At 64.0% G+C, this 17,646-nt stretch carries 17 protein-coding genes; 10 read left to right on the top strand and 7 right to left on the bottom strand.

All coding sequences use genetic code 11. The features are described 5' to 3' along the window. Nucleotides 1–143 precede the first annotated feature (143 nt). The 3 genes from QAZ22_RS12660 (at nucleotide 144) to QAZ22_RS12650 (ending at nucleotide 4,633) form a co-directional block, all read left to right on the top strand. Entirely contained in the window at nucleotides 144–1,199 is a 1,056-nt protein-coding gene (locus tag QAZ22_RS12660) for a succinylglutamate desuccinylase/aspartoacylase family protein (RefSeq protein WP_278207109.1), read from the top strand. A 291-nt stretch (nucleotides 1,200–1,490) separates the two neighbouring features. After that, a complete protein-coding gene (locus QAZ22_RS12655) occupies nucleotides 1,491–3,680 on the top strand; it encodes an anthranilate synthase (RefSeq protein WP_278207108.1) in 2,190 nt (729 codons plus the stop codon). Nucleotides 3,681–3,685: 5 nt separating this feature from the next. Beyond that, nucleotides 3,686–4,633, top strand: coding sequence for a cation diffusion facilitator family transporter (locus QAZ22_RS12650; protein WP_278207107.1), 948 nt, complete (start codon nucleotides 3,686–3,688; stop codon nucleotides 4,631–4,633). 2 nt (nucleotides 4,634–4,635) lie between these two features. On the opposite strand, the gene QAZ22_RS12645 is transcribed toward QAZ22_RS12650, so the two are convergent. The 3 genes from QAZ22_RS12645 to QAZ22_RS12635 all read right to left on the bottom strand — a co-directional run bounded on the left by QAZ22_RS12645 (nucleotide 4,636) and on the right by QAZ22_RS12635 (nucleotide 6,414). Then, nucleotides 4,636–5,022: a type II toxin-antitoxin system VapC family toxin gene (locus tag QAZ22_RS12645; RefSeq protein WP_278207105.1), complete on the bottom strand. Its 387-nt coding sequence runs from the start codon at nucleotides 5,020–5,022 to the stop codon at nucleotides 4,636–4,638. Further along, a complete protein-coding gene (gene vapB, locus QAZ22_RS12640; RefSeq protein WP_126098270.1) occupies nucleotides 5,019–5,264 on the bottom strand; it encodes a type II toxin-antitoxin system VapB family antitoxin in 246 nt (81 codons plus the stop codon). Before vapB ends, QAZ22_RS12645 begins: the two co-directional genes overlap by 4 nt. A 79-nt stretch (nucleotides 5,265–5,343) precedes the next feature. Then, nucleotides 5,344–6,414, bottom strand: a complete 1,071-nt coding sequence (locus QAZ22_RS12635) for a hypothetical protein (RefSeq protein WP_347566953.1) — start codon at nucleotides 6,412–6,414, stop codon at nucleotides 5,344–5,346. Between the two features lie 221 nt (nucleotides 6,415–6,635). On the opposite strand from QAZ22_RS12635, the gene QAZ22_RS12630 reads away from it, so the two are divergent. The 5 genes from QAZ22_RS12630 (at nucleotide 6,636) to QAZ22_RS12610 (ending at nucleotide 10,334) form a co-directional block, all read left to right on the top strand. Further along, entirely contained in the window at nucleotides 6,636–7,070 is a 435-nt protein-coding gene (locus QAZ22_RS12630; protein WP_278207103.1) for a DsrE family protein, read from the top strand. A 71-nt stretch (nucleotides 7,071–7,141) separates the two neighbouring features. Beyond that, entirely contained in the window at nucleotides 7,142–7,927 is a 786-nt protein-coding gene (locus QAZ22_RS12625; protein ID WP_278207102.1) for an SDR family oxidoreductase, read from the top strand. 139 nt (nucleotides 7,928–8,066) lie between these two features. Further along, nucleotides 8,067–8,378, top strand: a complete 312-nt coding sequence (locus QAZ22_RS12620; protein ID WP_278207101.1) for a putative quinol monooxygenase — start codon at nucleotides 8,067–8,069, stop codon at nucleotides 8,376–8,378. A 68-nt stretch (nucleotides 8,379–8,446) separates the two neighbouring features. Then, nucleotides 8,447–9,535, top strand: a complete 1,089-nt coding sequence (locus QAZ22_RS12615; protein WP_278207100.1) for an AbrB family transcriptional regulator — start codon at nucleotides 8,447–8,449, stop codon at nucleotides 9,533–9,535. A 46-nt stretch (nucleotides 9,536–9,581) separates the two neighbouring features. Further along, complete coding sequence (locus QAZ22_RS12610) at nucleotides 9,582–10,334, top strand: SDR family NAD(P)-dependent oxidoreductase (protein ID WP_278207825.1); 753 nt, start codon at nucleotides 9,582–9,584, stop codon at nucleotides 10,332–10,334. 29 nt (nucleotides 10,335–10,363) lie between these two features. Here the strand turns inward: QAZ22_RS12610 and QAZ22_RS12605 are convergent, their stop codons facing one another. After that, complete coding sequence (locus tag QAZ22_RS12605) at nucleotides 10,364–11,251, bottom strand: LysR family transcriptional regulator (RefSeq protein ID WP_278207099.1); 888 nt, start codon at nucleotides 11,249–11,251, stop codon at nucleotides 10,364–10,366. A 147-nt stretch (nucleotides 11,252–11,398) separates the two neighbouring features. Between QAZ22_RS12605 and QAZ22_RS12600 the strand changes: the two genes are divergently transcribed. Together QAZ22_RS12600 and QAZ22_RS12595 are read left to right on the top strand one after the other, a co-directional pair. Beyond that, on the top strand, nucleotides 11,399–12,934 hold the full coding sequence (locus QAZ22_RS12600) for an MFS transporter (protein ID WP_278207098.1): 1,536 nt from the start codon (nucleotides 11,399–11,401) through the stop codon (nucleotides 12,932–12,934). A 239-nt stretch (nucleotides 12,935–13,173) separates the two neighbouring features. Continuing rightward, nucleotides 13,174–15,246, top strand: a complete 2,073-nt coding sequence (locus QAZ22_RS12595) for a TonB-dependent siderophore receptor (RefSeq protein ID WP_278207097.1) — start codon at nucleotides 13,174–13,176, stop codon at nucleotides 15,244–15,246. 46 nt (nucleotides 15,247–15,292) lie between these two features. Here the strand turns inward: QAZ22_RS12595 and QAZ22_RS12590 are convergent, their stop codons facing one another. The 3 genes from QAZ22_RS12590 to QAZ22_RS12580 all read right to left on the bottom strand — a co-directional run bounded on the left by QAZ22_RS12590 (nucleotide 15,293) and on the right by QAZ22_RS12580 (nucleotide 17,645). Beyond that, the gene (locus QAZ22_RS12590) at nucleotides 15,293–16,393 is read right to left on the bottom strand and encodes a siderophore-interacting protein (RefSeq protein WP_278207096.1); all 1,101 of its coding nucleotides are present in this window, start codon (nucleotides 16,391–16,393) and stop codon (nucleotides 15,293–15,295) included. A gap of 161 nt (nucleotides 16,394–16,554) precedes the next feature. Continuing rightward, nucleotides 16,555–16,869 carry a nuclear transport factor 2 family protein gene (locus tag QAZ22_RS12585; RefSeq protein WP_278207095.1) on the bottom strand — a complete coding sequence of 105 codons (315 nt, stop codon included), beginning with the start codon at nucleotides 16,867–16,869 and terminating at the stop codon, nucleotides 16,555–16,557. After that, on the bottom strand, nucleotides 16,869–17,645 hold the full coding sequence (locus QAZ22_RS12580; RefSeq protein WP_278207094.1) for a hypothetical protein: 777 nt from the start codon (nucleotides 17,643–17,645) through the stop codon (nucleotides 16,869–16,871). Before QAZ22_RS12580 ends, QAZ22_RS12585 begins: the two co-directional genes overlap by 1 nt. Between the last annotated feature and the right edge of the window lies 1 nt (nucleotide 17,646).

The raw sequence follows: 17,646 nt of genomic DNA, 5'->3' as shown, positions 1-17,646 counted from the left end.
CGGGCTGCGCTGGCGCTCAACCGCGCACTGCGCTGCGGACCCAGCCGGCCGAACGGCTGCGCTGCGCCGACGCCCGGCGCTGCTGGACCACTCGACAGCCGAACCGCAAACATGCATGTCTGGCCTCACATCGGAGGCACTTCATGCAAAAGACGATCGAGCGCATCGCCGGCGACAGCGAAGGCGTTGCATACGAATTCCCGGTTTTCCGCTTCGACGGCACGGACAAGGCAGCACCCTCGGCCTATCTGCAGGCGGCGCTCCATGCCGGCGAATTGCCGGGCGTCGTCGCCATCGACGCTCTGATGCCGATACTTGCGAAGGCGGAAGCGGAAGGCCGCATCAGGGGCGCCGTCACCGTGGTGCCGTGGGCCAATCCGATCGGCCGCGCCCAGTATCATTTCGGCGAGCATCAGGGCCGCTTCAATCTCGGCACCCGCACCAACTTCAATCGTTCTTTTCCGCTGCTTGCAGCACCCGATGCCAAGCTCTTGCCGGACGTCAGCCTTGGCGGCGCCGACCGCCGGCTGAAGAACCGGCTCGTCGAGCTTTCGCTCGGCAACGACATCGTGCTCGATCTCCACTGCGACGACGAGGGCCTTGCCTATCTCTACATCCACACCAGCCTCTGGCCGCATATGGCCGACTGCGCGGCCGCCATGGGCGCCGATGCCGTCGTGCTGTGGAGCGAGGACAGCAGCGGCACCTTCGAGGGCGCCTCGATCATGCCCTACCAGAACGTGCCGCCGAGCGTCGCGCGTTTCGACCGCCGCGTCGTCACCACGGTCGAATATCGCGGCATGCTGGACGTCGACGCCGCCTTGGCCGGGTCGGATGCCGCAGGCCTCTACCGCCTGCTGGTGACGCGCGGCGTCATTCAGGATCCTTCCGTTCCGAAGGCGAGCAGTTTCAGCAGCGCCGTCATGCCATTGGAAAACATCGACATGATGCCCTCGCCCAAGGCCGGCGCCATCCTTTACGACGTCAAGCCCGGCGACCGCGTCAAGAAAGGTGACAGGCTGGCGACGATCGTCCATGCGCCTGGCGAAGTTGGCGGCCACACCGGAGTGTTCGCGCCGCAATCGGGCTTCATCCTGACCAGGCGTTCCCGCCGCATCATCCGCGCCGGCGAGGACCTTTTGAAGCTCGCCGGCGACAACAAGAGCGCCGACGCGCGCTCCGGCACGCTGGAGGACTGATGCATGTCGCCCAAATGCGCAGCGGTTTTTGGAGAACGACATGCATCAAACAAAGGCCTGCGGCTTTCACCATCCGCATGAAATCCAGTTGCGCAGGCCTTCATTCGCCGCTATGGGAGTCGCCATGAACATGCGTTCGAACAAGACCGTTTGGTGGTGGGCTCGCTGACAGCGGCCAGTTCGAACGCGTGTGCGTAAAGAAGAGGGTGGCCGCAACGGAATGTCCGGGCGGCCATTTGTTTTTTCAAGCCATTCCCGGGTCCGTTGCCCAAAACGCTGATGGAGACGGCAATGACGATTAAAGTTCTGGACAACGGAGCGGAGCGCTTCGTCACCGCGGGTGGGGTGACGATCACCCGCGAGCGCCATGACAGGCCTTACGAAGGCGCGATCGACGCCTATGTCGAAGGCCTGAATTCCCGCCGCGGCGCAGTGTTTTCCTCGAACTACGAATATCCGGGCCGCTACACGCGCTGGGACACGGCCATCATCGACCCGCCGCTGGTGATCTCGGCACGCGGCCGCGCCATGCGCATCGAGGTGCTGAACGCCCGTGGCGAGGTGCTATTGCCGGTGATCGGCAAAGCGCTTGGCCAGCTCAGCGAAGTGTCGATCGCCGAGAGCTCCAAAAGGCTCATCCGTCTCGATGTCGCCAAGCCCGGCCGTGTCTTCACCGAGGAGGAGCGCAGCCGCGTTCCGTCCGTCTTCACCGTGCTGCGCGCCATCACCGCGCTCTTCAGGACCGCCGAAGACGCCAATCTCGGCCTTTATGGCGCCTTCGGCTACGACCTTGCCTTCCAGTTCGATCCGGTCGACTACAAGCTCGAGCGCAGAGAGAGCCAGCGCGACCTCGTGCTGTTCCTGCCCGACGAGATCCTGGTCGTCGACCACTATTCGACCAAGGCCTGGACCGACCGCTACGACTATTCCGGCGAGGGGTTTTCGACCGAGGGCTTGGCTCGCGAAGGCGCCGCCGAGCCGTTCAGGACCGCCGACCGCATCCCGCCGCGCGGTGACCACGAGCCGGGTGAATATGCCAATTTGGTGCGCCTGGCCATGGAGAGCTTCAAGCGCGGCGACCTTTTCGAGGTCGTGCCCGGTCAGATGTTTTACGAACGCTGCGAAACCCAGCCCGCCGACATCTCCCGCAAGCTGAAGACGATCAACCCCTCCCCCTATTCCTTCTTCATCAATCTCGGCGAAAACGAATATCTGATCGGCGCCTCGCCGGAGATGTTCGTGCGTGTCAATGGCCGCCGTGTCGAGACCTGCCCGATCTCCGGTACCATCAAGCGCGGCGACGACGCTATTTCCGACTCCGAGCAGATCCTGAAGCTGCTTAATTCGAAAAAGGACGAGTCCGAGCTCACCATGTGCTCGGACGTCGACCGCAACGACAAGTCGCGCGTCTGCGAGCCTGGCTCGGTGCGCGTCATCGGCCGCCGCCAGATCGAGATGTATTCGCGCCTGATCCACACCGTCGACCACATCGAGGGGCGCTTACGCGAAGGCATGGACGCCTTCGACGCTTTCCTGTCGCATGCCTGGGCGGTCACCGTCACCGGCGCCCCGAAACTCTGGGCCATGCGCTTCATCGAGCAGAACGAGAAGAGCCCGCGCGCCTGGTATGGCGGCGCGATCGGCATGGTCAACTTCAACGGCGACATGAACACCGGGCTGACGCTGCGCACCATACGCATCAAGGACGGCATCGCCGAAGTGCGCGCCGGCGCCACATTGCTTTTCGACAGCGTTCCCGAGGAAGAAGAAGCCGAAACCGAATTGAAGGCATCCGCCATGCTCTCCGCCATCCGCGACGCCAAGACCGGCAACGCCACCGGCACCGAACGCACCACCGCGCGCGTCGGCGACGGGGTGAACATTCTGCTCGTCGATCATGAGGACTCTTTCGTCCACACGCTCGCCAACTATTTCCGCCAGACCGGCGCCAATGTCTCGACCGTGCGCACGCCGGTGCCGGAGGAGGTCTTCGAGCGGCTGAAGCCGGATCTCGTCGTACTGTCGCCCGGCCCCGGCACGCCGAGGGATTTCGACTGCGCGGCCACCATCAAAAGGGCGAGGAGCCGCGACCTGCCGATCTTCGGCGTCTGCCTCGGTCTGCAGGCGCTGGCCGAGGCCTATGGCGGCGAGCTGAGGCAGCTGCATATCCCGATGCATGGCAAGCCGTCGCGCGTCCGCGTCTCCAAGCCCGGCATCATCTTCTCGGGGCTGCCCAAGGAGGTGACGGTCGGCCGCTATCATTCGATCTTCGCCGATCCGGTGCGCCTGCCCGACGGTTTCGTGGTCACGGCCGAGACCGAGGACGGCATCATCATGGCGTTCGAGCATCGCAAGGAGCCGATCGCCGCCGTGCAGTTCCATCCGGAATCGATCATGACGCTCGGCCACAATGCCGGCATGCGCATCATCGAGAACATCGTTGCGCATCTGCCGCGCAAGGCCAAGGAAAAGGCTGCCTAGCAACGATGGCCGCAACGGAAGACACGACGGCAGCCGCGGTGAAAGCCGCGACCAGACAGAAGGTGGCAAGGCTGGCCTTCTGGTCGATCGTCGTCGCCGGCGTCGTGCTCGCTCTCAAGGTCGCCGCCTGGTACATCACAGGCTCAGTCGCGCTCTATTCGGACGCGGCGGAATCCATCGTCAACGTCATCGCCTCGGCCGCCGCCTTCTGGGCGATCCAGGTCAGCTACAAGCCCGCCGACCAGGACCATCCCTTCGGCCACCACAAGGCCGAATACTTCTCGGCCGTGCTCGAAGGGGTGCTGATTGTCGTCGCTGCCCTCCTGATTCTCAACGAAGTCTGGCGATCCTGGCAGCACCCCGCCCCGCTGGAACAGCCCTGGACGGGTCTTGCCGTCAACGGAGTGGCGACGATCATCAACGCGATCTGGGCATGGATCCTGATCAGCTCAGGCCGGAACGCGAAGTCGCCGGCTCTGGTCGCCGACGGCCAGCACATCATGACCGACGTGGTGACGTCCCTCGGTGTGTTCGGCGGCCTTGTCGGCGCCGTCCTCACCGGCTGGCAGATCCTCGATCCGGCGCTTGCCGTGATCGTCGCGCTCAACATCCTCTGGCAGGGCTGGCATGTCATCGGCTCGTCGATGAATGGACTGATGGACCGCGCCGTCGACACCCAAGAGCACATGCAGATCCGCGACATCATCTCGGCCAATTCGAAGGGCGCGATGGAGGTGCATGACCTGAAGACGCGCATAGCCGGCCGCGCCACCTTCATCGAGTTCCATCTGGTCGTCGATGCCGACATGACGGTCGGCGCCAGCCATGTCATCTGCGACCGGATCGAGGATGCGCTGAAGGCCGAGATCCCCTCCGTGCGCGTTACCATCCATGTCGAGCCGGACGACGAGGCGAAGCTGCCGAAGGGCACCACCGCGGTGCCTTTCGCGTGAACTCACCAAGTCTCGATCGCCAGACCCCTGATCCGTTCGAACTCGCGAACATTCCGCGTCATCAACGTCAGGCCGCGGGCACGTGCCTGGCCTCCAATAAGTACATCAAAGGGACCAATTGGAGTTCCCGATGTCGCCAGCATCGCCCGAATCTCGCCGGCGTGCCGCGCGTCTTCCCGATCGAATTCGAGTACCGGAAACAAAAGCGCGTCCAGCCGTGCGAGATTCTCTTCCGTTCGCTGGCCTCTGTAAGCCCCATAATAGAGCTCGTGCACGACAATTGCCGAAAGCGCGAAATCTTGAGGCTTGTTTCGCTTGAGCACTGTCAGCAAATCATCATCGCCCTTCATGACGGCGATGACAGCATTGGTATCGAGCAGATAGATCACTTGAAGACGTCGCCGAGAGCTGGCCGTTTTTGCTCCTCTACCCTTTCCTCCGCCGCATCGACAAAATCGTCGTCAAGTGTCCCGATCACCTGATCAAGCCAGGCCCAATCCTGGGGAAGAGGTTCAAGAACGACAGTCTGACCATGACGACGGATCGAAACCTCGTCAGTTTCAAAGCGAAACTCCTTCGGCAGGCGTACAGCCTGCGAGCGGCCTGACCAGAATATTTTTGCTTTGTTCATCGCCAGCAAATCCTATGATATGTAGCAAAAATATATATCATCGCACCGATGTGGACAAGGCGATCCGTCCCGAAATGTCTCACGGCGCGCAGGCCGACTGCGGCATTGGATTGAGCCTATAGACCTTGTCGTCGGACTTGGTCTTGCCGTCCGCCGCCTTCGAGCAGAGGTCAACGACGGCAAGCGCATTGTTGGGGTTGGCCAGCATCATCGTGCCGCCGGCGCCGCGCTTGAGAAAAATTTCCTTCTGCGAGATGTCGCAGGCAAAGTCGCTCATCTTCGAGCTTGCCGAGCACCGCCACTGGTCGGCCTCGCCCTGGCAGGAATAGGTCTGCGTGACCTTGGCGCTCTTCTGCCTGGTCGTCACCGAGATGGCGATGTCGGCGCCGTCGGGCCAGTTGGCGGCGTCGCCGCCGGTGGCGAAGGAAGCGAGCTCGATCGGACCGCGAAAGACGCGGATCGACTGCGTCATCTGGCCGGGATGCGATTTCAGATGCGCGTCATCGTAGTCGCGGCCGTAGCAGAAGGCCTGGTCGGGCTTCAATCGCTCACGCAGCGGGGGCCCGAGCGCCGGATCGATCGGATCGATGCGCGCGAACTCCGCCTTGCAGGTGTCAGCCGGCATCGGATCCAGACGGAAATTGTCGTCCTCGCTGCCCAGCGCCTGCTTGTTGTACTCCGCTTCGCCGAGATCCTCCTCCGCGCCGGCGTCGAGATACACGTCGGGCTGCAGGTTGGAGAGGATCAGCCGGCCCTTGTCGTCGACCTTGAGGGAGGCCAGCGTGCGGTCGCATTCCATGCCGCAGCGGATGCCGCTCGCCTTGTCGCTCGGATCCTCCTTGTTGCACCAGCCGGCTGCCCAGTCGGGCTTCTTGGCACCGCGCACGGTGGTGGTGAGAAAGCCGTTATAGGCGGCGTCGGACATGGTGCTCGGCTCCTCGTTCGGCCGGCTAACCGGGTCGTGGCCGTAATAGAAGAAGATGCGTGCCACCTTCTGGTGCGGATGCGCCTTGAGATGGGCTGCATCATAGACGCGCCCGAAGCAGGCATCGGCGCCATTTGGGCTCAATTCGGTGAGCTTGAGAGCATCGTCGGCAGTCGCCTCGCCGACAAGAAACAACACGGCCCCCAGCGCCGCGCCCCCCACCATCCACGACGTCATGTGATCCCTCCTAGCACCGACAGGACGTGACCGAGATTTATGCTAGTCTAGAGCAATTCCAGGGAAAAGTGTGTAACGGTTTTCCGTCCGGAATTGCGTCGAAACAAGGGGATAGAGCGGTTCGCCGTTTCCCTGAAACGGTGAAACGCTCCAGGTCCGCAGCCTCGGCCACGCCAATCGTGCAAGCCGGCGGCAGAGGAGGATACGGGATGCTGCGCCGTGACATTTTCCGCGCCGGTCTTGCCGGAGCGGCCGGCCTTTTCGGTCTGCGCCAGGCGACTGCCGCCACGGGCGGGGAACGGCTGAAGGTCGCCTATCACCTCAGCGACGCCGACAAGGTCAATTTCGTCCTCGGCAATATCAAGAACCACTATGAGGGCACCGGCGGCAATGTCGAGATCGTGCTGGTCGTGCATGGTCCGGCCCTTGCCGCCTTCAAGACGAAGAGCGCGTCCGGCGCGACCTCCAGCCGGTTTGCCGGCCTCGTCCAGCAGGGGCTCGTGCCGCAGGCCTGTGGCAACACCATGCAGGGTATGGACATCACGCTGGCCGATCTGCTCGAAGGCTTCCAGGTCGCCGACAAGGGCGGCGTCGTCAAAATCGCGGAGCTGCAGCGTCAGGGCTATGTCTATCTCCGGCCCTGATCTCGCTTGAACTTGAACGCCTGGCCGGCAAGCGTCTACCAATTGCCCGCGCAAATCCCGGAGGTATCGACATGCCAGCCAACCCGACCGCACTTGTCATTCCCGACCTTGCCGGCAAGGCAGTGCTGGTCACCGGCGCCTCGACCGGGATCGGCGCCGCGCTCGCCCTCGCTTACGCCGCGCAACGATGCCGCGTCGCACTGCATTACAATTCGAGCCGGGAAGCAGCCGAAACGCTGGCCAAGACCATCCGCGAGGGCGGCGGCGAAGTGTTTTTGACCCAGGGCGATTTTTCGGTTCCCGCCGACGTCGAGCGCGTGGTCGAGCAGAGCGCGCAACATTTCGGCCGGCTCGACGGGCTCGTCAACAATGCCGGCGGCATGCTCGGCCGCGTTGCCTATGCCGACCAGACAGAAGCTCACTATGACGCGGTGATGGATCTCAACGCGCGATCGGTGCTGACCGCCTCGCGCAAGGCGATCCCTTGGCTGAAGCGCCAGGGTGGCTTCATCATCAACACCTCCTCGATCGCCGCGCGCAACGGCGCCGGCGGCGGCGCCGGCCTCTACGGCTCGTCCAAGGCCTTCGTCTCGAATGTGACGCGCGGCATGGCCAAGGAGCTGATCGGTTTCGGCATCCGCGTCAACGCCGTGGCGCCTGGCACGATCCTGACGCCGTTCCATGAACGCTATTCGAGTGCCGAGCAGATGAAGGCCATGGTTGCCACCATACCTCAGGGCCGTGCCGGAACGGCGCAGGATTGCGTCGGAGCCTATCTGTTCCTGTCCTCCGACCTCTTGAGCGGTTACATCATCGGCCAGGTGATCGAGGTCAATGGCGGCCAGTTGATGCAGTGAGCCGAGACCGGCATACTCTTCGCGCAACCTAATGCATGTCGCCCAAAAGCGCGCAGCGGTTTTGGGAAACGACATGCATGAATGAGATTGAAGCAATTGGCGTTTGGCCAAACGCCAAGCGCTGAAAGGGAGACAGGGAATGTTCGGACTGATCGGCAAGATGCGGGCAGCACGCGGCCAGCGCGACGCGGTCATGGACGTGCTGCGTGAAAGTACCGTGGCCCTGCCTGGTTGCCTGAGCTACATAATCGCCACCGACCCCGTGGATGCCGATGCGATCTGGGTCACCGAAGTGTGGACCGACCAGGCGAGCCACAAGGCCTCGCTGCAATTGCCGGAAGTCCAGGCGGCGATCGCCAAGGCGCGTCCCTTCATTGCCGGCTTCGAATTCCAGGTCGAGACCCATCCGGTCGGCGGCTTCGGCCTTCCTGCACCGGAAAAGTCCAGTTGACGGCCTGGACAAGGAATTTCTTCGACAAGCGGGTTCGCATTTGTCCGCGCCCGGTCTAAGAGCCGGACATGGACTCTTCACCAGAGCAACCACCCGTTGAACGCATGGCGCGATTGCGCGCGCCACAGCAGTGGCTGGCGCTGGTGGTGTTCTCGCTGCTCTTTGCCGGTGCATTGGAGCTGGCCGCCCTGCCGGCGGCGCTGCTGATCGGCCCGATGATGGCCGCGATCCTGGCCGGCACCAACGGCGCCACGGTGCGTGTGCCCCGACTGCTGCTCGGTTCCGCCCAGGCAGTGGTCGGCTGCCTGGTGGCGAATTCGATCTCGGCCGACATCTTTCCGGTCTTCTATGTCGAATGGCCGCTCTTCCTCGTTGCGGTGATCGCCACCGTCGCGGCCTCGAGCCTGCTTGGCTGGCTGATCAGCCGCTGGCGCATCCTGCCCGGCACCACCGCCGTCTGGGGCTCCTCGCCGGGCGCGGCCACCGCCATGGTGCTGATGGCTGGCGCCTTCGGCGCCGACCAGCGACTCGTCGCCTTCATGCAATATCTGCGCGTCATCTTCGTCTCGATGACGGCGGCGCTGGTCGCCAAGATGTGGGTCGACACATCGGGTGTCGAAGTGCCGCCTGTCGTGTGGTTTCCGCCGATCGATCCCGTGGCCTTCGCCGCCACCATCGGCATCGCGATCGTCGGCGGCCTGCTCGGAAGGCAGCTGAGACTGCCCTCGCCTTTCTTCCTCGGCACCTTCATCATCGGCGCCGTCGTCCATCTGGGCTTCGGCGTGCCGATGCAACTGCCGCCCTGGCTGCTCGCAATCAGCTACGCCATGGTCGGCTGGTCGATCGGACTGAACTTCACCCGGCCGATCCTGCGTCATGCGGCGCGCGCCCTGCCGCAGATCATCGCCTCGATCGTGGCGCTGATCGCATTCTGCGGCGGGCTGGCATTCGTCATCAGCCGCGTGCTCGGCATCGACCCGCTGACCGCCTATCTCGCGACCAGCCCCGGCGGCATGGACAGCGTCGCCATCATCGCCGCCGCGGCGCAGAACGTCGACATCTCCTTCGTCATGGCGCTGCAGTCGGCCCGTTTCCTCGTCGTGCTGCTCATTGGTCCAAGCGTCGCCAAGCTGGTGGCGCGAAACGTGAAGGACTGATCCGCAGTATCAATGCAAGGGGAGGAAGAAGCCAATGAACCGCCGTTTGAACGCCGTTGATCTCTCTGGCCGCGTCGCCGTCGTGACGGGCGGCGCACAAGGCATCGGCCTTGCGGTTGCCCGGCGCCTGCTGTCGTCGGGCGCAAGCGTCGCCATCTGGGACATCGATCTACCAGCGATGAAGAGCGCCGTCGCCGAGCTTGCACCGCTTGGCCGCGTCGAAACCTTCATTTGCGACCAGTCGCAGATCGAGGCCGTCGACCGCGCCGCCACCGAAACCGAGCGCGCGCTTGGATCCGTCGATCTCCTCGTTAACAATGCCGGCATCGCCGGACCGGCGGCGACCGTGGTGGACTACGACCCCGCTGCCTGGCGCCAGATCGTCGATATCGACCTCAACGGCGTCTTCTACTGCTGCCGGCGCCTGGTGCCCGGCATGATCGACCGAAACTACGGCCGCATCGTCAACGTCGCGTCCGTCGCCGGCAAGGAAGGCAATCCCAACGCAGCCGCCTATTCGGCGGCCAAGGCGGGCGTCCTGGCGCTGAGCAAGTCGCTCGGCAAGGAACTCGCCGGACATGACATCGCCGTCAACGCGCTGACGCCCTCGCCCGCCCGCACCCGTATCCTCGAACAGCTCACCGAGGCCCAGGTGACCTACATGCTGGGCAAGGTGCCGCGCGGCCGGTTCGTCGAAGTGGAGGAGGCGGCCGCCATGGTCGCCTTCATGCTGTCGGACGAGAATTCCTTCACCACCGGTGCCACCTTCGACCTTTCCGGCGGACGCGCGACCTACTGACCATCGTCGCAGCCTTGGCCCGGCGAAACCTACCGTCCGGCCGCAAGCCGCTCGGGGAGGAAATCGACGAAGACGCGAACCTTCGGCGAGAGGTGGCGATTGGATGGCCACAGCATGCGGAACTGGCCGCGACCGTCGACATGGTCGTCAAGCACGGTGCGCAGCGTTCCCTCATGCAGCGCCCCCCGCACCAGGAAATCGGGCATGCAGGCGATGCCCAGACCAGCGATCGTGGCGCCCTTCAATGCCTCCATGTTGTTGCAGGTCAGCATCGAGCGTATCTGTGGTGCCGCGCTCCCGGTAATGAACGGCCAGTCGAGCAACCTGCCGCTGTTGAGAAAGCGGAAGTGTATGCCGAAATGCGCTGCGAGATCCGCTGGCGTGCCGGGCGTGCCATGGCGGTCGAGGTAGGAAGCGGCCGCGCATAAGATCATGCGAAAGGGCGCAACCGGCCTCGATACCAATCGTGAATCGGGCAACTCGCCGCTTCGGATCGCGACATCGATGCCCTCTTCGATGATGTCGACGATGCGATCGTTGAAATCGATATCGAGCTCGATCTCCGGATATCGCGCCATGAATTCCGAAAGCACCGGCAAAAGCAGATGATAGGTGACGATCGGTGTCGAAACGCGCAGCCGCCCATGCGGCGTCTCGCGCGTCCGCGACAGCATCGCCTCGGCATCGTCGATGTCGTCGAGGATGCGGCGCACGCGTTCGTTGAATAGCTTGCCCTCCTCGGTCAGACCTATGCGTCGCGTGCTGCGCTGCAGGAGACGCACCCCGAGCTCCTGCTCGAGTCGGGCGACACTCTTGCCGACGGCGGATGCCGAGATTCCCAGCGCCCGGCCGGCGGCGACAAAGCTGCCGAGCTCTGCGGTGCGGGCGAAAGCCAGAAGGCCGTTGAGGCGATCCATCGCGTGAATCCATTCGAGCGTTTCATTCCGGTATGATCGGAGATTTAATACTATTTTGCCGGAAATGTCGCCGCCCTATCTTGTCGTTGCGATCGGCGCCGCCAATCCGCGGCGTGCCGGAAAATCCCGCCTCAGATAGGAAGATCCATGACTTCGATGACCATAACCGGCTCCGCCGGCAGATGGCTTGTGCTGCTGTCGGTTTGTCTCGCCGCCATGACGATGCCGTTGAGCTTCACCGGCCCCGCCGTGGCGCTTTCCCGCATTGCCGCCGACCTCGGCGGCAGCCCGATCGAACTCAATTGGGTGACGAATGCCTTCATGCTTACCTTCGGCGCCAGCCTGATGGCGGCCGGAGCACTGGCCGACAACCATGGCCGCAAGCGGATCTTCCTCGCTGGCCTCGCCACCTATGTCCTTGCCGCGATGGGCGCCACACTTGCGCCCGACATCGTCTGGTTCGATATTTTCAGGGCTTTGCAAGGCATAGGCGGTGCTGCCGCTTTCGCCGGCGGCGCCTCTGCGCTTGCTCAGGAATTCGACGGCCAGTTGCGGCTGCGCGCCTTCAGCTTCCTCGGCACCAGCTTCGGCATCGGCCTCGCCTTCGGCCCGGTTGCCTCCGGCCTGCTCATCGACGCTTTCGGCTGGCGCGCGATCTTCCTTCTGGTGGCGGTGCTCGCGGTTGCTGCTGCGTCCCTCGGCCTGCGCACCGTCGCCGAATCGCGCGATCCGGATGCGGCCGGGCTCGACTGGGCGGGAGCTGGCACCTTCACCATAGCGCTCGCCGCGTTGACCTATGGCGTGCTGCAGGCACCGCAGAACGGCTGGACGGACCCCGTCGTCGTCGCGCTTCTCGGCATGGCCGCCATCTGCTTTGTCGCTTTCGTCATTGTCGAGCGACGCGTGCGCCGGCCGATGCTGGACCTGACGCTGTTTCGCTTCCCGCGTTTCGTCGGCGTCCAGTTCCTGGCCGCCGCGCCTGCCTACGCCTTTGTCGTCCTGCTCGTGCTCTTGCCGATCCGCTTCATCGGCATCGAGGGGATGAGCGAGATCAAGGCGGGGCAGTTGATGATCTGCCTCTCCGGGCCGCTGCTGATATTGCCGCTGCTTGCCGGCCAGTTGGCGCGCTGGGTCGCTCCGGCCACGATCAGCGGTGTCGGCCTGCTTGTCGCAGCCGCCGGCCTCGTCTGGCTCAGTCGTGTTCCCGCGGTGGACAGCGCGCTGGTGGCCCCGCTGGTCTTGATCGGCATCGGCATCGCCTTGCCCTGGGGCCTGATGGACGGTCTTGCCGTCAGCGTCGTGCCGAAGGAGCGCGCGGGTATGGCGGTCGGCATCTTCAACACCACCCGCGTCGCTAGCGAGGGCGTGGCGCTGGCGATCGTCATGGCGGCGCTGTCGGGTTTCACCGCCACCCAGCTCGGCAATCAAGGATTGGCTTCGCCCGCCCTGGCGGCTGCGGCGGCGCAGCTGCTTGCAACCGGCAATATCGGCGGAACGGCGCAACATCTGCCGACGGCTAACGCCAGCGTTCTCATCCATGCCTACGAGGCGGCTTTCGACCGGCTGCTCGTCGTGCTGGCGACAATCACCTTCCTCACCGCCATCGTCGTCTTCCTCGGCCTGCGTCGCGGATCGGCGCCGGAACAAGACGTCGCGCCTCTCCCGGCCTGCCAGGAAGGCTAGCCGCCGCCCAAAATGCGGCGCCCTTCCAGTCGTCTTCGGCGGGCGCCGACCTGTATCGTTATGGGGAGGCGCAACCACGACCGACCTGTCTGACGCATATGACGTCATCGAGTTCGGCTAGGGTATAAAAAATACTTGACTCAGTTACTCATATTTGAGAGCGCGAGAGCGCAATTAACATGAGAATCGGAGACAAGTTAATGGGCGAGCGGTCGACGACATGGCGCTGGGGAATATCAATGCTGGCGGCCTCCGCCGTGCTTGGCCAAGCGCCGCCGGCCGCTGCGCAGGACAATGGAGACGGCGCTGTTCTCGGCAAGATCGAGGTGACCGCCGAAAGCAATGAGATCCTGGTGCAGGACGGCTACGTCGCCAAGAAGGACCGCATCGGCACCAAGGTCGACACGCCGATCGTCAAGATCCCGCAGGCGGTCTCGGTCGTGACGCAGAAGCAGATCGAGGACCAGAAGCCGCGCACGCTGAACGATGCGCTGGGCTATACGGCGAGCGCCAATCCCAACAGCTTCGGCTTCGACACTCGCTACGACGCCTTCTTCCTGCGCGGCTTTCAGGCCTTCTATAACGGCATGTTCCGCGACGGGCTGCGCCAGTACAACGGGCCTTCGGCCTGGTTCAAGACCGAGCCTTACGGCATCGAGGGCGTCACCATTCTGAAAGGGCCGGCGTCCTCGCTTTATGGCGTCAGCGGCCCGGGCGGCATCGTCAACGTCGTCACCAAGCGGCCCAAGGACGAGCCGTTCCGCGAGATCGAATTGCTGGCGGGCGAGCACAACCGCTTCCAGGCGGCGCTGGATGCCTCCGGGCCGGTCAACGATGACGGCAGCATCCTCTATCGCTTCACCAGCCTCGGCCGCCTCGGCGATACCGACCTGCCCGCCTATCCCGACGACAAGCTCTATCTGGCTCCGGCCGTCACCTTCAAGCCGGACGAGGACACCAAGCTGACGATCCTCGGCGAATATTCGAAGTCCGTCACCGGCGGCACCGCGGCGTTCTACAACTCGGCCTATGGCGTGCTGTCGAACGTCTATGAAGGCGACCCGGCCTGGAACGACTTCAGCCAGGACCAGGGCCGCATCGGTTACGAGTTCGAGCACCGCGTCAACGACTGGCTGACGGTGCGCCAGAACCTGCGCTACGACGCCGTCGACAGCGACATCGAATATAGCGGCCACTATTCGGTCGGCGCCGACCAGCCGCTGCAGCGCTACTGGGGTCACTACACCGAGAAGATGAAGAACTTCGTCGTCGACAACATGGCGCAGCTCGAATTCGACACCGGCCCGGTGCGACACACCGCGGTCGGCGGCATCGATTATGCCTGGTCGGACTACGACGCCGGCAGCGGGCTCTCCTATGTCTCGGTCGAGGACATCAAGTCGGCAGCCGTTCCCTATTCCGGGGGCCAGCAGATGAACCAGCTCGGCCTCTACCTGCACGACCAGATGGAGTGGAACGATTTCACCCTGTTCACCAGCGGCCGCTATGATTGGGTCGACACCACCTCGACCGCCGCCGATTTCAGCCGGTCGAAGCAGAAGGACAGCGCCTTCTCCGGCCGCATCGGCCTCTCCTACCGCACCGAATGGGGCATCATCCCCTATGTCAATTATTCGACCTCGTTCTCGCCCAACATCGGCTTCGTCTATGACGACATCGACAGCGACGTCACTCATGTCGCCCGCCCGACCATCGCGACGCAGAAGGAGATCGGCGTCAAATACGAGGTCCCCGATTACAACGCGACCGTCAGCGCCGCGCTGTTCGACATCGACCAGAAGGATGGCGTCGTCTTCGACGCCTCGACCGGCATCAACAAGCAGCGTCAGCTCGATCTCAACTCGCGCGGCGTCGAGCTGGAAGCCAATGCCTCGCTCGACAACGGCTTCAGCGTCATTGCCTCCTACACCTATCTGCGCATGAAGATCGAACGCGGCGCGGAAGGCACGGTCGGCAAGGAGCTTTCGGCGACGCCGAACCACATCCTGTCGCTCTGGGGCCACTATCAGTTCGAGAGCGGCATGCTTGCCGGGCTTGGGCTCGGCGCCGGCGTGCGCTTTGCCGGGGCAAGCTACGGCGACGACACCAACACCTTCAAGAACGATGCACGCGCCTTCGTCGACGCCTCGCTGTCCTATGATTTCGGCTACCGCAATCCGAAGCTCGAGGGCGTCAAGCTGCAGGTCAACGCCAAGAACCTGTTCGACAACCAGCGGACGATCTGCTCGGCCGGCTATTGCTACCGCGACGAAGGCCGCTCGCTGTTCGGCAGCCTGCGCTACCGCTTCTGAGGCATCGCTGACTGTTGAAAACCGGGCGGCGAGGACAAATCCATATTCATGTATTGTCCTGTTCCTCGCCGCCCCCCTCCTCGCCGCCCCCCTCCTCGCCTTGCGAGCTCCGGCGCCAATAGGCGGTGACCAGATGCCGGTCGCGCGGCAGGCCCCACTCCTTGCGCACGATCCTGCGGATCTCGCGGAAGTCGGCGAATTCGCACCCTGCCCAGACATAGAGATCGTCGGCCACACGGCCGCGCTCGCGCAGCGCCGCTGGCAAGAAACCTGCGCAGCCGGCCTCGCCGCCGTGCCGGTAAAGCCAGCGGACGGTGACGTTGTCGTCCCCCGCCAGCGCGATCCGGTCTTGCGGACCATCGACTTCGACAAGGACCTCGGCGCGGGTCGACGGCGCAAGCTCCTCCAGCATCCTGCCGATGGTTGGAAGCGCCGTATCGTCGCCGACAAGAAGCAGGTTTTGCGCTTCCGGCACGTCCCCGCCGCCGGGGCCGATCATGCCGATGACGTCGCCCGCCCGCGCGCCCTGCGCGAAAGCGGCCGCCGGCGTTTCGGTGCCGGGATGCAGCACGAAGTCGATGTCGAGCCAGCCGGCCGCGACGTCCAGCGCCCGGATCGTGTAGACGCGAACCGTGAGCGCATCCTCGCCCGAGGGCCACACGATCATGCCGTCGGCGCCCATCACCGGCCACATCGGCTGCCGTCCGGCGGGTGGCAGCAGCAGCCGCACATGCAGCCCGCCATGGGCAAAGCGGCCGAGGTCGTGACCCAAAAAGCGCACGCGCTGCATATGCGGCGACAGCCGCGTCGAGGACTTGACTGTGATCTCGCGGAAGAAGACAGGCGTGCCGGCATCGTTGCCGTCGCCCTGCCAGCGCAGGCCGTCGGTGGTCCCGAGCTGCCCGGCGATATGGCCCGCGACGATCATCTTCATGTAAGACAGGCAGGTCTCGTCTTGCGCCGAGACCCGGATCAGCATGCCGCCGTCTTCGAAGGCGGCGCGCAGCGAGCCGTAATCCATGCGGAGCTCCCACTGATCCGCGACGCCGCCATCGATCTCGCAGTCGCCATGCTCGGCGCGCAGCCTGTCCATGACCGCCCGGATGGCATCGTTGCGGATATGGGTTTGCGCGCTGAGCTGGACCATCGCCATGCCTTTCGACAAGGGGTTGTGGCGATACGGCCATCATAGGCCGACGCCATCGTCCTGGCAGGCATGCCACAGCATCAGGGCCTTTTCCAGAAAAAGATGACTATAATTGTCATATTTTGAGCGGCCGGACGCCGGTGGATACCCGCAAGGCGACGTCAGGCGATCACCAGGCTCGCGATCCGGTCGCCGTCCAGCTTGAAGGTCATGTCGCCTTCGCCGTTGAAGCCGTTGCCGGCCACCTTTATGCGCACATGGTAGACATCGCCCGACTGCGCAATGCGAACGATGCCGAGGCGGGACCGCACGCCGATATTGTCCGTCTGGTTCCAGCGCGCGATCCCATCGCGCCCGCGGAAGGAGCGGCCCCAATCGGTGAGCAAGGCGTCAGCCGTGAAGGTATCGAGAAAAGCCTCCGTGTCGCCGGCATTGGTGGCTTCGACAAAACGGCGGATGGGCTCGGGCGCGGCCATCAATCGATCCTGTGCATCAGGTCGTCGTCCAGCCAGCGACCGAAGAAATAGACGAGCTGCTTGTGCCACCACGGCCAGTCGTGGCTGACGTCGCCGCCCCAATAGTCGACCCAGGCCGGAATGGATTTGTCGCGCAGCACCTGCTCGAGTTCGCGCGTTTCGACCAGCATGCGCTCTTCCCAGGCGCCCTGCCCGCAGCAGAAGATCAGTCGCAGCGCCCTCAATCGGCCGAGCAGCCGCTGGTCGACGATACCCGGCAGATAATCGAGCGGCGAGTTGAAATAGATGCTGCCCTCCAGCGCCCGGCCGAAGAAGTCGCGGGTGGAGTAGACGCCGGACAGCGAGATCACGCCGCTCGCCAGTTCCGGAAAGCGGAAGACGAAATTCGAGGAATGATAGCCGCCCATCGAGCAGCCGCAGAACAGCGGCTTTAACATGCGTCCGCCATTGGCCTTGGCAGCAACCGACTGCAGTTCCGGCAGCGCCTCCTCGCGCACATAGCGGAAATAGGCCTCGTGGCGGGCGATGCGGTGGATAGGATCGCCATGCTTGTCGAAGAAGGATTCCGAATCGATGCCGTCGAGCGTGAACAGCTGGATGCGGCCGGTATCGATGAATTCGGCGAGCGCGCCGACGCCGCCCGAATCCTCGAACTGGTAGAAGCGCCCCTGCGAGGTCGGGAACACCACAACCGGGCGCCCGGCATGGCCGTAGCGCTTGTATTCCATGTCGCGGCCAAGGTTGCGGGCATGACCCTTGTGATAGGAAACGTCCATC

The sequence above is a fragment of the Mesorhizobium sp. WSM4906 genome, from assembly GCF_029674625.1.
GTDB lineage: Bacteria > Pseudomonadota > Alphaproteobacteria > Rhizobiales > Rhizobiaceae > Mesorhizobium.
Note: the sequence above shows the minus strand (reverse complement) of the source record. Positions and strands in the feature narration are given on the sequence as shown.

What these genes read in the sequence shown, in the direction of transcription:
- QAZ22_RS12605 (WP_278207099.1), bottom strand. Translation starts at nt 11,251, where the DNA reads ATGGATCGCCTCAACGGCCTTCTGGCTTTCGCCCGCACCGCAGAGCTC.
- QAZ22_RS12585 (WP_278207095.1), bottom strand. Translation starts at nt 16,869, where the DNA reads ATGGCCGCGCCCGAGCCCATCCGCCGTTTTGTCGAAGCCACCAATGCC.
- QAZ22_RS12620 (WP_278207101.1), top strand. Translation starts at nt 8,067, where the DNA reads ATGTTCGGACTGATCGGCAAGATGCGGGCAGCACGCGGCCAGCGCGAC.
- QAZ22_RS12650 (WP_278207107.1), top strand. Translation starts at nt 3,686, where the DNA reads ATGGCCGCAACGGAAGACACGACGGCAGCCGCGGTGAAAGCCGCGACC.
- QAZ22_RS12655 (WP_278207108.1), top strand. Translation starts at nt 1,491, where the DNA reads ATGACGATTAAAGTTCTGGACAACGGAGCGGAGCGCTTCGTCACCGCG.
- QAZ22_RS12660 (WP_278207109.1), top strand. Translation starts at nt 144, where the DNA reads ATGCAAAAGACGATCGAGCGCATCGCCGGCGACAGCGAAGGCGTTGCA.
- QAZ22_RS12580 (WP_278207094.1), bottom strand. Translation starts at nt 17,645, where the DNA reads ATGGACGTTTCCTATCACAAGGGTCATGCCCGCAACCTTGGCCGCGAC.
- QAZ22_RS12635 (WP_347566953.1), bottom strand. Translation starts at nt 6,414, where the DNA reads ATGGTGGGGGGCGCGGCGCTGGGGGCCGTGTTGTTTCTTGTCGGCGAG.
- QAZ22_RS12625 (WP_278207102.1), top strand. Translation starts at nt 7,142, where the DNA reads ATGCCAGCCAACCCGACCGCACTTGTCATTCCCGACCTTGCCGGCAAG.
- QAZ22_RS12595 (WP_278207097.1), top strand. Translation starts at nt 13,174, where the DNA reads ATGCTGGCGGCCTCCGCCGTGCTTGGCCAAGCGCCGCCGGCCGCTGCG.
- QAZ22_RS12600 (WP_278207098.1), top strand. Translation starts at nt 11,399, where the DNA reads ATGACTTCGATGACCATAACCGGCTCCGCCGGCAGATGGCTTGTGCTG.
- QAZ22_RS12615 (WP_278207100.1), top strand. Translation starts at nt 8,447, where the DNA reads ATGGACTCTTCACCAGAGCAACCACCCGTTGAACGCATGGCGCGATTG.
- QAZ22_RS12630 (WP_278207103.1), top strand. Translation starts at nt 6,636, where the DNA reads ATGCTGCGCCGTGACATTTTCCGCGCCGGTCTTGCCGGAGCGGCCGGC.
- QAZ22_RS12590 (WP_278207096.1), bottom strand. Translation starts at nt 16,393, where the DNA reads ATGGTCCAGCTCAGCGCGCAAACCCATATCCGCAACGATGCCATCCGG.
- vapB (WP_126098270.1), bottom strand. Translation starts at nt 5,264, where the DNA reads ATGAACAAAGCAAAAATATTCTGGTCAGGCCGCTCGCAGGCTGTACGC.